Genomic DNA, 14,086 nt, shown 5'->3' on the forward strand with positions numbered 1-14,086 from the left:
CCTAAAATGGAAATAACGGCAGTTCATTTCTCTCGTGGATATAGGCAAATATCCGATAGTGATAAAGAAACTCGTCAGTTATTATTCCTTCTTCTTCAAAAGAATAAGCATTTAAAAACGCTTCTATTCTGTCTTCACCCTCTTCTTCCCATACCCCTGTCATCCAGACTTTATAGGCAAGCTTGCTGTTTAAACCGGGATTTCCGCTTTCCTCAAAAAGCTCCTCGATTTGCTCCCTTTCCACCTTTTCGCCTCCCTCACCCGTTTGTTATCCATCCTTTTCTGTTTTTGTCTTCCTTATACATTTTTGGGACACGGCAAATATACAATTTTAGCACCACAAGAGGTGAACTTGTCTATACTATATCGAAGTCTATTTTAAATATCAGGATTGCTTATTACTAACAAATAAGGGAGGGATAACGTTGGAATTGAACGAGTTATTTCATTTAGGCAATAAAACAGCCATTGTCACTGGAGGAGGACGCGGACTCGGTGAGCAAATGGCAAATGCACTTGGGGAAGCAGGAGCAAATGTTGTCATCTGCTCACGCAGAATTGAAGCATGTGAGCATGTCAGAAAAAACCTTGAAGCCAAAGGGGTTAAGGCCCTGGCCATCGAATGTGACATCACCAAGGAAGAAGACATTCAGAAGGTCATCCAAAAAACCTTGGAGACATTTGGAAGCATCGATATCCTCATTAATAATAGCGGTACATCCTGGGTTGCACCTTTTCTGGATCTGCCTGCTGATAAATGGGACAAAGTCATGGATGTGAACTTAAAGGGGCTGTTTTTATTTTCTCAGGCTGCCGCAAAAGTGATGACGAAGCAGGGAAGCGGCAAAATCATTAATATTTCTTCCGTAAATGGAATGAGGGGCACTCACTCGGCATTTCTTGATGCAGTGCCTTACAGCACAAGTAAAGGAGCAGTTATCGCACTTACAAAGGATTTAGCTGTAAAATTGGCTCCTGCCGGCATTCAAGTAAACGCTATTGCTCCAGGCTTCTTTCCTACCAAAATTACAAAAATCCTTGAAAAATCGAGTTCAGTCATTCTCAGAAAGATTCCTGCCGGAAGATTTGGCAGCGAACATGACTTAAAAGGAGCAGCTGTGTTTTTATCATCCAAAGCGTCTGATTACGTGACAGGACAGGTATTAGTCGTAGATGGAGGAATGACGGTATCCCTTTAAGGTTTCACAGAGCTAACTTCATAGAAAGGAGAAAGTTTATGTCTATTAACCATACAGAAGCCCTATTGCAGGCAATAAAAAAGTTAGGGACAAAAGTGGAAAGAGAACTGAATGAATCTATTCAGAACTCTATTAACAAAGAAGATATTTTCAAAAACTTAGTCACCCGTTCCGAGGTGACTGCAGCAAGCATGAAAAAACTCCGGGACGCCATTGAAACACTATCCATCCCTCTTAACTTTCCTACCAAGACCGACGTGGCAAATGCAGCAAAACTAACTGTTCAGGCTGAAGAAAAAATGGATCAGATTGACGAAAAAGTCATCGCTTTGGCCAGATCTATTGAGGAAATAAAAAAAGCACTTGGCAGCCCTGCTGAAAGTGCGGAAAAATAAATGGAACAAAATACAGCTTCCAAAAAACTGTTTGGATTCGTTAAAACTCTTTTACAGCCTGATCCGGAGATCAATTTAACTCCAAGGACTGCAGTATGGAAAAGAAATAAGGCAACTCTCTGGCACTATGCCCCTTCCAGCAAAAAATACAGTATCCCCATTTTCCTTGTCTATTCACTTGTCAATCAGCCCTTTATCTTAGACCTGGGACCACAGAACAGTTTAATCGAAGCTTTGGTTAACAGCGGGTATGATGTCTATTTGCTGGATTTCGGGATTCCGGGCTATGAGGATAAAGACATTACGATGGAAGATTATATTACTGAATACATCCAGAAGGGGGTAAAAAGAGCTTTATATCACTCGGGAGCAGACGAAATAACTGTGATGGGCTTTTGCCTGGGAGGCACCTTTGCAGCCATTTATGCGGCCATTGCGGATGAACCGGTCAAAAACTTAGTATTGTCTGTTGCACCAGTTGATTTCAGCATTGTCCCGGTCTTTGATAAATGGGCAGATGAACTGCGAAATGGAGAAGGCAGCCTGGAAACCACTTTTGATGCATGGGGACTTATCCCCGCCTTTGCCATTAAATCAGGTATGCGGCTATTTACTTCCCCCCTCTATTACTCTCCATATTTATCGCTTCTGGCCAGGGCCGACGATGAAGCATATGCGTCCCGCTGGAAGCGATTTAACCATTGGACCAATGGCCATATTCCATTTGCAGGGGCTGCACTGAAGCAAATCCATCAAGATCTTTTAAAAGACAATAAGCTTGTGAACGGTACATTAACGATCGGAGAAAAGAAAGCCGCACTCAGTAATATTAAAGCTAATTTGCTCGCTGTCGCGTCAGATAATGACCGACTTGTTCCAAAAGAGCAGATTCTTCCGGTCATGGACCTGGTGTCCAGTGCTGATAAAACTTTTCATCTCCTTCAGGGCGGGCATGCCAACCTTACTTCAGAAGGAAAAGTTCCTGACTATATGGACAAATGGCTGTCAGCAAGATCAGGATAAAGTGAAACTTCAACTCCTCCATTGATTCCTCCGAGTCTTAAAGTGGGGGTCTTACTGCCCGTTACACTGCGAAAAATATAATATTTATCATTCCCCTGCCTCGCAGGGGATTCAATATTTAAAGGAGGTAACTTGATGACTTTATGGAATTATCCAAATTATTTTATATACGACTACACTGTCAGTGCTTATATGGGTTTTGCTTCATTTGTGTTTAGAGACTTATTTTCTGCTTAGTTTTAAGACCATGCCATTGATGCATGGTCTTTATTTTTTTATGTTAGCCCAAATGGTGTTTTTCATGCTTAGCTGCAAATAATAAGCAAATGAACAATAGGAAATCACAGGAGAGCCTTAAGCAGGCATCTGACAATGACAAGAGCAGAAGGAGACTAATAATGGACTTGAAGATTTTCAAGGCAATCAACCGTTTATCCGGTCGTATAGCATTTATTGATTATTTAATGATTCTTTTATCAAATAGGGCAAGGTATTTATTTTTATTTGTCCTGGCATGCATGTGGCTGGCCAAAGGACCTTCCAGAACAGCCGCAAAAAAAGCTGCTGCTGCTTCTCTGATTGCAATCTTTGTAAATAAGGTTCTAAAAATTTGTTATTTCAGGCCCCGTCCCTTCATAAAAAATAAGGTTGGCCTATTAATTCCAGCCAAAAGAGACTCAAGTTTTCCAAGCAAGCATACAGTAGTTTCGTTTGCTGCTTCTATCGTCATTTTTTACGGAAACCAATTTATAGGCCGTATTTTGCTGTGGGTTTCAGCATGTACAGGCTTCGCCCGCATCTGGGCAGGCCACCACTACCCTTCCGATGTTATTGGCGGTGCTCTTATTGGCGGAACAATAGGCTGGTTCACAGAAAAACTTTCAAAACCAGAAATAAAGTGAAACTTCAATCAGTGGGGGTTTTCCTTATCCCCCACTTATTGTTAGTCGCGTTCTAGTGTCGCTAAGATCTCCGCTAGCGCTTCGATCAATCGACACTACGAACCCGATTGGTTCAACTAAGCCTCTGCCTGCGCGTCGGCAAGTTTCACTGTATCTCACCAATCGGGCCTTTACGGGCAGTTTGCCCCCCGCTTATCCTCCTTTGATTCCTCTGAGTCTTGAAGCGGGGGTCTTACTGCCCGTTAGACTGCGATAAAAAAAATGTAAAATCCGCACTTTCTTTAGCGAAAGAAAACTTGTTTTGTCAGCCGGGAAGGACTTCACGTTAAACGGGTAGAATTCCTTGTGAAAACGGGAGGGGATCAGTATGAATACAAGTGCTGCTGCTAAATTATTAGGGGTTTCACCAAGCACTATTCAGCGATGGGTTAAACAACTGGAACTCCGCACGGAACGAAATGAATTGGGTCATTACTTATTTACGGAAGACGACATTAGCCTGCTAAAACAGGTGCAGGATCAGCTTAATCAGGGGATAATATTGCAGGACGTTACTGTAAAGGGAAAAAAGACGAGAAAGGGTACGGTTCATGTAGAAGCAGCTGCCGCTCCGGCAATAGAGAAAATATATTTAAAAATCAGCGAGCTTGAGAAGCGGCTGAATGGAAAAGCAGATGATGTGGTGTCTTATCAGCTGCTTCAGCACCGCAGCGAAATAGAGGAACTGCAGAAAGAAAATGCACGCCTGCTTAAACGAATTGAGGCTCTTGAAGCCAGGACAGCTGTTAAAAATCGGGACATCCCTTCTGATACCCTTCTGGTTTTTGATCAGGAGAAGCCCAGGAAGAAATTAAAAAAGAGAAATATTTTCACAATGCTGTTCGGATTTTAATAAGAATAAAAGCGTATGCAACGCTTTTATTCTTATTAATCATCCCAGCTAAACCGCTGTTCACGAAAGGGGTCTCCATAGTTGTGATAGCCGTTCTTCTCCCAAAAACCAGGCTTGTCGGTTTTAGAGAACTCGACGCCTCTAATCCACTTTGCACTTTTCCAGAAATACAGATGCGGAATCACGGCCCGCAGCGGAAATCCGTGCTCGGGAGTAAGGGGCTCACCGTTATGGGTATGTGCCAGCAGACTGGTGCTTTTTAGATAATCCTTAATGGGAAGGTTCGTGGTCCAGCCCTCTTCCGCATGAAGAATCACAAATTGTGCTGTTTCTTTTACGCCTGCCAGCCTGGCAATTTCTGCGGCGGAGACTCCCTCCCAGACATTATCAAGCTTTGACCAGCCCGTGACACAGTGGATATCATTTTTGTACAGAGTCTGAGGAAGGTTCATTATCTCCTCATGCGAAAAGGATAATTCCTTATCCACTTCTCCAAATATTTGCAGGTTCCATTCCCTCATATCCTTATAGTACGGAACATTTCCGTAATGCAATACAGGAAAGGCAGTCGTCACATTTTGATTGGGCGGTACCCGGTCTGAGGTCTGTTTTCTGATTTTCCCAAAATACACTGAAGCCACCTCCGTTCCATTTCTTTTATCGTACCCTACTTTAAGGGCTGATAACAAAACAAAAGCGGAAGCGCCTTGCCCACGATAGAACGCAGACTAAAAGCGCCACGTCCTGTGGCAACGTCTGCATGACCCCCATCCTCCCAAAAGCTGTCGCTTTCGGTCGTGCGATGTTTTTGCTGTCGAAGCCTTCCTTGTCCTGGGGGCCTCAAGCACAAGACGAGCCTTCCGGAAAGGCGTTCTTTGCCTTTTTGGGAGGATTGCCCGAAATGTGGAGGCGACTGCCCAGGGACGACAGGCATAAGACGGTTCCTGTAAGAAGGCGTTTTTCCTTCTGAAAGGAAACGGCTTATGACCCCGAGTCCCTAGGAGCCGAAACAAGACAGGCTTGTGACCTCGAGGGGGTAGGCGCTGAAGCTAGACGTAGATAAATTCTTCCACAGAGTTATATACAAATCGCGATTTTATAATTTCCTAAAAAAATGAGAAAGCAGCCCCCTTCCGGGAAGCTGCTTACGATTATAAGACCATTGCCGCCAGCCATCCAAACAGGATGAGCGGAATATTGTAGTGCAGGAATGTTGGCACACATGTATCCCAGATGTGATTGTGCTGTCCATCTGCATTCAAGCCTGCTGTTGGCCCCAATGTACTGTCTGACGCAGGAGAACCGGCATCTCCAAGAGCTGCGGCTGTTCCCACTAGAGCAATCGTTGCCATCGGACTGAAGCCAACCTCCAGTGCAAGCGGAACAAATATAGTTGCAATAATCGGAATGGTGGAAAATGAAGATCCAATCCCCATTGTAACAAGTAAGCCGACAAGAAGCATCAGCAAGGCTGCAAGTGATTTATTATTGCCAATTACCTCAGCCGCCTGTGCAACAAGGCTATCGACATCACCTGTTTCTTTTAATACATCAGCAAAGCCGAATGCAGCCAGCATAACAAATCCAATGAATGCCATCATCTTCATACCTTCAGTTAAAAGCTGATCTGCCTCGTTCCATTTAATTGCACCGCTGATGTAAATAACTATAATACCTGTCAGCGCCCCAAAGATCATCGAATCAAGCTGAAGCTGAACGATGAGAGCTGCCGCAATTGCAATGAGTGAAAAAATAATGCCCTTTTTAGAGTAATTGCCTTTTTCCCTCTCAATTAATTCTGATGGACGATAATCTCTCTTTTTACGATAAACAAATAATGCAGCCAAAAGACCGGCAGCCATACCAACTACTGGAATAAGCATAGCCTTCGGGATGTCAGCCATTTCCACTGGCAGCCCGCTGTTCTCCATATTTTCTGCAAGTATTCCTTGGAATATCTGGCCAAAGCCTGCAGGAAGCAAAATATACGGAGCCGTTAAACCAAATGTCAGTACAGACGCGATCAGGCGCCGATCTATTTGCAGCTCATTCATAACCTTTAATAATGGCGGAATTAAAATGGGAATAAACGCGATATGAATGGGAATTAAGTTTTGGGAAAAAATAGACATTAATAATATAGAAAATACGATGAGTGCCTTTGATAATGTTTTCCCTTTGGACTCCCCGTCTTTCCCAACCTTGTCAAGGACCCATTCCACTAATAGATTCGGAAGCCCCGTTGCGGAAATGGCCAAGGCAAATCCGCCCAATAACGCATAACTCAATGCAACCTCTGCACTGCCTCCAAGTCCATTTGAAAAAACTTCAATTGTTTTATCTATACTTAATCCGCCTGCGAGCCCGCCTGCCAATGCACCTGCCACAAGAGCAAGAACCACATTGACGCGCAGAAGACTGAGAACAAGCATGATCAAAACTGCAAGTATAACTGCATTCATGATGCAACCCTCTTTCTATTCATTGTTTCACTTTTACTTTAGTCTGCTAAATCGGTAGAGAACTAAAACACATGTATTAAATTATCATACTAGTGCTTTTTATGTCAATAATTTTAAGCCGATTCGAGATGGGAGTTTCCGCCAGACGGATGTTATTTTGGATAAGCCGGCCGCTAAGGATTTTTACTAGAATAAAAAAACTCCGGATTGCTCCGGAGTTCTGATTTCACTTTTATTTTGTTTCAAATCTTTCAACCAGCAATGCCAATGTACGCACCATTACGCCTGTCGCGCCGTCTGGTCCAAGATCATGGCTTTTTCCTGTAGTGGCTGTACCTGCAATATCGAGGTGCACCCATGGTGTGTCTTCGGCAAATTCACCAACAAAACCTCCGCCCATGATCGCATGGCCGGCACGTCCGGGTGAATTGTTCAGATCTGCAATTTTGCTGCTTCTGATTCTTTCTTTATCTTTTTCAAAAAGAGGCAGCCGCCAGATTGGTTCGCCAGCTTCATAGGAGGCTTCCAGCACCTGCTCAAACCACTCTTCATTATTGGTTAATGCACCTGTTGTTTCTTCCCCCAGTGCAACAATGACACCGCCAGTCAGGGTTGCGACATCCACCAGGCAGTCTGCTCCATGGTGCTTCGCATATGTTACTGCATCAGCAAGTGCCAGACGTCCTTCTGCATCCGTATTGAGGACTTCAATGGTTTTTCCGCTCATGGAGGTGAGGACATCATCCGGCTTAAACGCGGTTCCGCTCACCATATTATCTGTAGAAGGAATGACTGCGACAACATTTTTTTCAGGCTTCAGTTCGCCGATGACTTCCATTGCGCCAAGTACTGCCGCTGCACCGCCCATATCGGATTTCATGCCGACTATGCCGTCCTTCGGCTTAATGGAATAGCCTCCTGTATCGAAGGTGATTCCTTTGCCGACGAGACCGATAACATCCTTCCATTCTTCCTTGCCCTGATATTTTAAGACAATCATCTTAGGAGGCTCTGCCGAACCCTGGTTAACCGCCAAAAGAGCACCCATGCCAAGCTTAAGCATGTCCTCTTTTTCTAGGATCTCCACTTCAAATCCGTATCTCCACGCTAGTTCAGATGAGTAATTTGCCAAGTCAGTGGCAGTCAGCATATTGCCTGGCAGATTGACTAATGTGCGGGCTGAATTCGTTCCTTTCCCGTGGGCATATCCAACTGTAAGGGAAGCCTTTACATCTTCTTCATCTGCAGCTTCACAATAAACAGCAATACTCTCAATTTCCTTTTCCGGTTCATTTGATTTCTGTTTGTAATCTTCAAACTTATAGGTGGAAAGGGCAAACGCCTCGCTTAGTGCATGTGCTGCATCCAGCGCATCTACATTACCGCCAATAAAAGTATCAAGACAAACACCGGCATTTTGAAGCTTGGACGATTTCACTTCCTTGAATGCCTTTCCTAAAGCTTCACGCAAACCTTCAAAGCTGAATTCTTTTTCTTTTCCAAGACCCACTGTAATAAATCGTTTGGCCCCAATTTTTCCAAAAGTATGTATTTTTGCAATCGCTTTCTTCTTAGCAGAAATATCGCCGCTCTTCACAAGTTCTGTCAAATGGCCCTCAAAATGTTCATCTGCACGGGCAAGTATTCCCTCAAACCTGGCTGGTTTATCAAAAACACCAACAATCAGGCATTCCTGTTCGGCTGAAACGTCAAATTCTTTCTTAACAGAAAACATACTGGCACCCCCATAATCTATTTATCTCTTATTATATCGAAAATATTGAATTATTTCGACTATCTAATTTCTGCTTTGTTAATCCTTCAGATACAGTACCAGCTGAGGTAATTTAGGAAGAATACCGACCTTATCAAATGGAAGACGGTCGATATCTTTCGGAAATATAGAGAGGCATTCTTCAATAAAAGCGTACACATGCTCAAGATCCAATCCCCAATGTCCGGGTCTGTATGCCTGTAAATATTCATGTGCAGCCTCCATCATTAGCCTTGCACCTTTGACATTGCCATATTCATAGTGATAAATGCTGACACTCATTTGAAGCAGGCCTTTTAAAAACAAATTGCCTTTATCAGTCATCCACATTTCTTCAAGAAGATCATGGCAGGTGTAATAATCACCTTCATTGAAACTGACAAAGAATTCATAGTACTCAAGAGGATAATCTTCCATGAAATCACTCCATTTTCCGGATCTTGTACTAGTCATTTTAACAAAAAACTCTTTTCGTATAAATCGTTGTTTTTCATCAGCAATGTGGCCCGTTGATTTCCGCTCCAGGATGCTCAGCGAACCGCGGGGCGGGCGGTGAGCCTCCTCAACGCTGCGCGTCTGCGGGGTCTCACCTGTCCCGCTACTCCCGCCGGAGTCTCGCACCTTCCGCTCCAATCAACTCAGCAAATAATATATATCAATCAAGCAACAAACTGTGAAAACAGCCTAACAAAAAGAAAAGAGATTAAATATAATCATTAATTATTGGGTAAAGAAAATAGAGACAGAAAGGAGAATGTAATGGATCCTCTATTATTTGCCGCTTTCACAGCCGGGTATATCCTGCTATTTATATGGGCCATTCTCATTGTAAAGAACAGCGGCCCTGTTAGTGCTGCCTTCCTGCTGCCTGTAATTCTCGGATTGATTTACGATAATGGAATTCTTGCTGCTGGTAGTTTGATCGGGGAAGGCAATACTCTAAAGCTACTGAATTATGCACGATTCTGGATTCATGCCTTTTTTACACCGCTGCTTGTTCTATATTCCTGGCATACTTTAAAACAAGCTGATATTGATTGGGCAAAAACAGATACACTAAAAGGGGCTGCATACCTGCTCACTGCCGGATTGATTCTTCTGGAGATTTTCACCGAGGCTTTCGGCCTTGAACTTGAAGCGAAATGGGAATATGGAGTTCTAAGCTATTCAAACGCAGAGGCAAAGGGCGGCCCTCCGATAATGGTGCTGATCATTTCCGCCGTATTGCTGGCGGCATCTGTATTTATTTGGCGCAAACAGGGATGGTTCTGGTTTTTTGCGGGTTCCGTCTTGATGATTATCGGAAGCGCAATCGATATTCCAGTTGAGAGTGCCGCTGCCGTGAATGCTTTTGAATGGATTCTTTTGCTTTCCCTGACAGCAACAGCATATTTTCAAAAAAAGCGCGGTTTAACAAAAACTTAAAGCAGACCCTCTTGCAGGAAGGAACAATCTGTTGGAGAATATTAGTTAGTATAACATTACGAAGTTCCTGAATCTGCAGAATCCGAGCCAGGTATAGCTTCGGACACAGGAAGCTGAAATGAGCTGGTCAAGGTCCGAACATGGTTTTACTTCAGACAAAAAATGCAGAAATAAGCTGGTCACAGTCTGAACATGGCTCAACTTCGGACACAAATTGCTGAATTGAGCTGGTCAGAGTCCGAACATGGCTCAACTTCGGACACAAAGTGCTGAATTGAGCTGGTCAGAGTCCGAACATGGCTCAACTTCGGACACAAATTGCTGAATTGAGCTGGTCAGAGTCCGAACATGGTTCAACTTCGGACACAAATTGCTGAATTGAGCTGGTCAGAGTCCGAACATGGCTCAACTTCGGACACAAATTGCTGAATTGAGCTGGTCAGAGTCCGAACATGGTTCAACTTCGGACACAAATTGCTGAATTGAGCTGGTCAGAGTCCGAACCCGGTTCAACTTCAGACACAAAAAGTGCAAAAAACAACTCAGAGTCCGAACATGGCTCAACTTGGGACACAAAAAGTGCAAAAAAAACTCAGAGTCCGAACACGATTCAACTTCAGAAAGCAGAATAGAATTCAAAGATGGAGTATCATACAACCCAAAGGTGGTCTCACATGGAATTATTGACAAATTTCCCCCTATGGTCTGCTTTGGCAGCCATCTTCTTTGCCCAATTTGTAAAAGTGCCCATTCAATTTATTGCCACCCGAAGAGTGGATTGGTCCCTTTTAACCAGTACAGGCGGAATGCCAAGCTCACACTCAGCTGCAGTAACTGCCCTTTCAACCGGGGTGGCACTTGAAACCGGAATGGACTCTGCTGTTTTCGCTGTTTCTGCCGTTTTTGCCATTATCACTATGTTTGATGCTACGGGAGTGCGGCGTCAGGCCGGGGAACAGGCGATTGTATTAAACCAGCTTGTTGCCGACTTCAATAAATTCGTTGAAGAAGCAAAGACATGGCAGAAAAAAGCTGGCCAGGAAAAACAGAAAGAATTGAAGGAGCTGCTGGGCCATAAGCCGATAGAAGTACTCTTTGGGGGCCTGACTGGAATTTTATTAACTTTAGGGCTTCATTATTTATTTTCCTAAAGGTTGTGATGTAAATGAAAATCCTTTCCTTATGCCCAAGCAATACTGAATTAGTGGAATACTTGGGATTGACTGATATGCTTGCCGGCGTGGACGATTATTCGGATTGGCCGGAGCAAATTTCCAATCTGCCCAGGCTGGGTCCTGACTTGTCTATTAACATGGATAAAGTGGAGGAACTGCAACCGGACCTTGTGCTTGCCTCCCTGAGTGTACCCGGCATGGAAAAGAATGTAGCAGAGCTTGAAAAAAGGCAGATTCCCCATATTGTCTTAAATCCCCAAAGCCTCGCAGATATTGCAAATGACCTGGTTTTTACTGCTGAAAAAATCGGGATGCCTGAGAGAGGGATTTTGGCGGCTAAACAGTTTACGGAGAAAATAGAGGAACTTAAGCACATCTCAAGCAGGATTGAAAAAAAACCAAGCCTCTATTGGGAATGGTGGCCAAAGCCTGTGTTTACTCCTGGCAAGGTCAATTGGCTGACGGAAATCAGTGAAATAGCCGGTGGACGGAATTTATTTGCTGATGTTGAGCTTGCAAGTGTCCAGACTGATTGGGAGGATGTCCTGAATCGGCAGCCGGATTATATCTGTCTCGCCTGGGTCGGTGTCAGAAGAGAAAAGGTGAATCCGGAGATTGTCCTGAATCGTCCAGGCTGGAGTGAAATGGGAGCAGTAAAACAGGAAAGAATCCTGGTTTTGGAAGAAGAACTGTATTGCAGGCCTTCACCGCGGCTGATTGAAGGCGCCATAAAATTAGCAGAAAAGATTCATCCGCAGGCATTTTCTGTTTGATAATACAAAAAGGCAAATCCGTTCATTGCGGATTTGCCTGTCTTCTGTTTATTTTTTCTCAGATTTGATATATTGCTGTCTGAAAACCTGCATGGCTTCATTTTCATTCAGTAACCTTAAATCTTCTTCCGTAAGGGTTCCATCGCCCATTTCAACAATGTAAACATCGAGCGTTTTCTTTCCCCAATTATTATAAACATCATCAACCGTTTCATAATAGAGATCCAATTTATTCCCCTTAATGGCACCGCCTTTATCAGCTACAACACCATACCCATAATCAGGAATAAACAGGATCGTCCCAATCGGAAAAACATTTAAATCTGCTGCGACTGTAGAGTATAAGTCCCTTTTAACTTTAACACCTGAGTATGTAATGCCAAAGGACGGATGATCCGGATTTTTTCCTGTCGACTCGTAAAAAGCTGTATATCCGGTAGCAATTACTTGTTTTTTCTGATACTGCGACCAGTCAATTGATTCCTCCAGTGTCGGCGCCTGTTCAATTGCGACAGCTTCACTCGCAGAAATCTTCGGTTCCAGGCTCACGGCCTGCTTCAAAAACTTAAATGCTACGCCAACCGATTTTAATGTATGTTCAAAATCTGAATTTCCATCTTTGCCAGCTTGTTCAGCATTTTGCTGCAGCTGTACAATTGATCTTGCTTCCACCCCGGAAATCGAATGGAAAGTTGTCAATAATGCACCTATAAATAAGGCAGACATTACTGTACGTTTCATCCATTTTGTAATTATGTTCATCTTTTACACTCCTCCCAAAGTTAGTCATTTCCCTTCTTCGAGAGAAATATTCATAACTTATGGGAAAGAAAGGCTTCCATCAGCCAATTACAGACAGGATAAAGCCAGTAATACCATAGGCTTGCCCGATTTGATCACACTAATCAAAAAAAATAAAAAATCCCCACACCCGGCAGAGATTTCAACACTAATTTAAAACATCCGATATCCTTTTTTACGGAGCAGTCTAATCGTGATTCCGGCAACAATGGCGCCTGCCATTCCGCTGCTGAGTATAAGGATGTCCGCCAAAGCGAGGCTGGACATTTCTACTCCAAGACTGGAAAACGATTCCTCCGGTTTTTGAAAATACTCAATGAAACGAACTTTATCAATGATAAAAATGGCAATTACGGGATAAATAATAGCCATAATCCAAGACATTCTTAATAGCATATTTAATATAAAACCTATTCCAAAAAACAGCACAAAAAACAGAAGCATCGAAATAGGCAAAACGAAAATCGTCATTTGCATGAACTTGTTTCCTCCCTTAACACATCAATAATTAGTTTACTTTATTGTGGATTGGGGAGTCAACAAGAAAAGCGGGTGTGTCAATACACCCGTTATGAAAAGAAAAACTTCGCTGCTCGCGAAGTTTGACTTTATCACAGTCTAACGGGCAGTAAGACCCCCACTTCAAGACTCAGAGGAATCAAAGGAAAGTGGGGTCAAACTGCCCAATCTAGCTGCGGCTCCAAGGGGCTCGAGGTCATAAGCCGATCAGCTGATGGGAAGAAAAGCACTTCCCACCATCTGCTCGTCTTATGCTTGTCACCCCTGGGCAAGTCGCCTCGCTTTATAATGTAACGGCCCGAAAGAAGGACAAAGACTAAGAACGCCACATCCTCCTAAAAGCTGCCGCTTTCGGTCGTGAGATGTATCGCTGCCGTAGCTTCCTTGTCCTGTGGCAACGTCTTTGTGACCCACTTCCTCCCAAAAGCTGTCGCATTTGGTCGTGCGATGCTCATGCTGACGAAGCCTTCCTTATCCTGTGGGCCTCAACTAACAATCAGTGGGGGATAAAGCCCCCCACTGATTGAAGTTTTACTTTATTCCTTTTTCTTTCCTGTACCGCCGCAGCAGCTGCAGGTTTCAGATCCGCCTAATAGTAATTGAAAATACCCTTTACCGGAACAATACATACACTCTTTGTTTTCATATTTCTTAGCTGTCATTTCATTCATCTCCTTTTGAATTTTCGTAACTGAATTTTCTGATAATATACCAAGGATTTGAATAAATGAAAAGCTCCATATTTC

16 protein-coding genes are annotated in these 14,086 nt (G+C 43.5%); 8 read left to right on the forward strand and 8 right to left on the reverse strand.

The window, feature by feature from the left end; genetic code table 11:
- Position 1: 1 nt before the first annotated feature.
- On the reverse strand, positions 2 to 244 hold the full coding sequence (locus NAF01_RS21270; RefSeq protein ID WP_197249313.1) for a hypothetical protein: 243 nt from the start codon (positions 242 to 244) through the stop codon (positions 2 to 4).
- 181 nt (positions 245 to 425) lie between these two features.
- Here NAF01_RS21270 and NAF01_RS21275 point away from each other — a divergent pair, with 181 nt between their 5' ends.
- The 5 genes from NAF01_RS21275 to NAF01_RS21295 all read left to right on the forward strand — a co-directional run bounded on the left by NAF01_RS21275 (position 426) and on the right by NAF01_RS21295 (position 4,411).
- Positions 426 to 1,199, forward strand: coding sequence for an SDR family oxidoreductase (locus NAF01_RS21275; protein ID WP_197249312.1), 774 nt, complete (start codon positions 426 to 428; stop codon positions 1,197 to 1,199).
- 38 nt (positions 1,200 to 1,237) lie between these two features.
- Entirely contained in the window at positions 1,238 to 1,594 is a 357-nt protein-coding gene (locus NAF01_RS21280; RefSeq protein WP_076258166.1) for a hypothetical protein, read from the forward strand.
- Positions 1,595 to 2,617, forward strand: coding sequence for an alpha/beta fold hydrolase (locus NAF01_RS21285; protein WP_226618458.1), 1,023 nt, complete (start codon positions 1,595 to 1,597; stop codon positions 2,615 to 2,617).
- Positions 2,618 to 3,015: 398 nt separating this feature from the next.
- Positions 3,016 to 3,519, forward strand: a complete 504-nt coding sequence (locus NAF01_RS21290; protein ID WP_226618459.1) for a phosphatase PAP2 family protein — start codon at positions 3,016 to 3,018, stop codon at positions 3,517 to 3,519.
- A 367-nt stretch (positions 3,520 to 3,886) separates the two neighbouring features.
- The gene (locus NAF01_RS21295) at positions 3,887 to 4,411 is read left to right on the forward strand and encodes a MerR family transcriptional regulator (protein ID WP_197249309.1); all 525 of its coding nucleotides are present in this window, start codon (positions 3,887 to 3,889) and stop codon (positions 4,409 to 4,411) included.
- A gap of 35 nt (positions 4,412 to 4,446) precedes the next feature.
- Here NAF01_RS21295 and NAF01_RS21300 read toward each other — a convergent pair whose 3' ends face one another.
- The 4 genes from NAF01_RS21300 to NAF01_RS21315 form a co-directional block, all read right to left on the reverse strand.
- Positions 4,447 to 5,043, reverse strand: a complete 597-nt coding sequence (locus NAF01_RS21300) for a sulfite oxidase-like oxidoreductase (protein ID WP_250801083.1) — start codon at positions 5,041 to 5,043, stop codon at positions 4,447 to 4,449.
- 519 nt (positions 5,044 to 5,562) lie between these two features.
- Positions 5,563 to 6,873 (reverse strand): Na+/H+ antiporter family protein, encoded by a 1,311-nt coding sequence (locus tag NAF01_RS21305; protein ID WP_250801084.1) that lies wholly within the window; start codon positions 6,871 to 6,873, stop codon positions 5,563 to 5,565.
- A 232-nt stretch (positions 6,874 to 7,105) separates the two neighbouring features.
- Positions 7,106 to 8,608 carry a leucyl aminopeptidase gene (locus NAF01_RS21310; protein WP_250801085.1) on the reverse strand — a complete coding sequence of 501 codons (1,503 nt, stop codon included), beginning with the start codon at positions 8,606 to 8,608 and terminating at the stop codon, positions 7,106 to 7,108.
- A gap of 78 nt (positions 8,609 to 8,686) precedes the next feature.
- Positions 8,687 to 9,064 carry a DUF309 domain-containing protein gene (locus NAF01_RS21315; protein WP_197205237.1) on the reverse strand — a complete coding sequence of 126 codons (378 nt, stop codon included), beginning with the start codon at positions 9,062 to 9,064 and terminating at the stop codon, positions 8,687 to 8,689.
- Positions 9,065 to 9,406: 342 nt separating this feature from the next.
- Here NAF01_RS21315 and NAF01_RS21320 point away from each other — a divergent pair, with 342 nt between their 5' ends.
- From NAF01_RS21320 to NAF01_RS21330, 3 genes are all read left to right on the forward strand, one after another.
- Entirely contained in the window at positions 9,407 to 10,072 is a 666-nt protein-coding gene (locus NAF01_RS21320; protein ID WP_250801086.1) for a hypothetical protein, read from the forward strand.
- A 674-nt stretch (positions 10,073 to 10,746) separates the two neighbouring features.
- Positions 10,747 to 11,223 (forward strand): divergent PAP2 family protein, encoded by a 477-nt coding sequence (locus tag NAF01_RS21325; RefSeq protein ID WP_035331991.1) that lies wholly within the window; start codon positions 10,747 to 10,749, stop codon positions 11,221 to 11,223.
- A 14-nt stretch (positions 11,224 to 11,237) separates the two neighbouring features.
- The gene (locus NAF01_RS21330; protein ID WP_197249303.1) at positions 11,238 to 12,020 is read left to right on the forward strand and encodes a cobalamin-binding protein; all 783 of its coding nucleotides are present in this window, start codon (positions 11,238 to 11,240) and stop codon (positions 12,018 to 12,020) included.
- 48 nt (positions 12,021 to 12,068) lie between these two features.
- Here the strand turns inward: NAF01_RS21330 and NAF01_RS21335 are convergent, their stop codons facing one another.
- The 3 genes from NAF01_RS21335 to NAF01_RS21345 all read right to left on the reverse strand — a co-directional run bounded on the left by NAF01_RS21335 (position 12,069) and on the right by NAF01_RS21345 (position 14,002).
- Positions 12,069 to 12,782: a 3D domain-containing protein gene (locus NAF01_RS21335; protein ID WP_284709489.1), complete on the reverse strand. Its 714-nt coding sequence runs from the start codon at positions 12,780 to 12,782 to the stop codon at positions 12,069 to 12,071.
- Positions 12,783 to 12,974: 192 nt separating this feature from the next.
- On the reverse strand, positions 12,975 to 13,298 hold the full coding sequence (locus NAF01_RS21340) for a YuiB family protein (RefSeq protein ID WP_048009796.1): 324 nt from the start codon (positions 13,296 to 13,298) through the stop codon (positions 12,975 to 12,977).
- Between the two features lie 578 nt (positions 13,299 to 13,876).
- Positions 13,877 to 14,002: a YuiA family protein gene (locus tag NAF01_RS21345; RefSeq protein ID WP_159867914.1), complete on the reverse strand. Its 126-nt coding sequence runs from the start codon at positions 14,000 to 14,002 to the stop codon at positions 13,877 to 13,879.
- Between the last annotated feature and the right edge of the window lie 84 nt (positions 14,003 to 14,086).

Origin of the sequence: Cytobacillus firmus (assembly GCF_023657595.1) — a bacterium.
GTDB classification, from domain to species: domain Bacteria; phylum Bacillota; class Bacilli; order Bacillales; family Cytobacillaceae; genus Cytobacillus; species Cytobacillus firmus_B.

Bases quoted from the DNA above. Each gene is read 5' to 3' on its own strand.
- NAF01_RS21280 (WP_076258166.1), top strand. From the start codon at position 1,238: ATGTCTATTAACCATACAGAAGCCCTATTGCAGGCAATAAAAAAGTTA.
- NAF01_RS21285 (WP_226618458.1), top strand. From the start codon at position 1,595: ATGGAACAAAATACAGCTTCCAAAAAACTGTTTGGATTCGTTAAAACT.
- NAF01_RS21290 (WP_226618459.1), top strand. From the start codon at position 3,016: ATGGACTTGAAGATTTTCAAGGCAATCAACCGTTTATCCGGTCGTATA.
- NAF01_RS21295 (WP_197249309.1), top strand. From the start codon at position 3,887: ATGAATACAAGTGCTGCTGCTAAATTATTAGGGGTTTCACCAAGCACT.
- NAF01_RS21305 (WP_250801084.1), bottom strand. From the start codon at position 6,873: ATGAATGCAGTTATACTTGCAGTTTTGATCATGCTTGTTCTCAGTCTT.
- NAF01_RS21310 (WP_250801085.1), bottom strand. From the start codon at position 8,608: ATGTTTTCTGTTAAGAAAGAATTTGACGTTTCAGCCGAACAGGAATGC.
- NAF01_RS21315 (WP_197205237.1), bottom strand. From the start codon at position 9,064: ATGGAAGATTATCCTCTTGAGTACTATGAATTCTTTGTCAGTTTCAAT.
- NAF01_RS21320 (WP_250801086.1), top strand. From the start codon at position 9,407: ATGGATCCTCTATTATTTGCCGCTTTCACAGCCGGGTATATCCTGCTA.
- NAF01_RS21325 (WP_035331991.1), top strand. From the start codon at position 10,747: ATGGAATTATTGACAAATTTCCCCCTATGGTCTGCTTTGGCAGCCATC.
- NAF01_RS21330 (WP_197249303.1), top strand. From the start codon at position 11,238: ATGAAAATCCTTTCCTTATGCCCAAGCAATACTGAATTAGTGGAATAC.
- NAF01_RS21335 (WP_284709489.1), bottom strand. From the start codon at position 12,782: ATGAACATAATTACAAAATGGATGAAACGTACAGTAATGTCTGCCTTA.
- NAF01_RS21340 (WP_048009796.1), bottom strand. From the start codon at position 13,298: ATGCAAATGACGATTTTCGTTTTGCCTATTTCGATGCTTCTGTTTTTT.
- NAF01_RS21345 (WP_159867914.1), bottom strand. From the start codon at position 14,002: ATGACAGCTAAGAAATATGAAAACAAAGAGTGTATGTATTGTTCCGGT.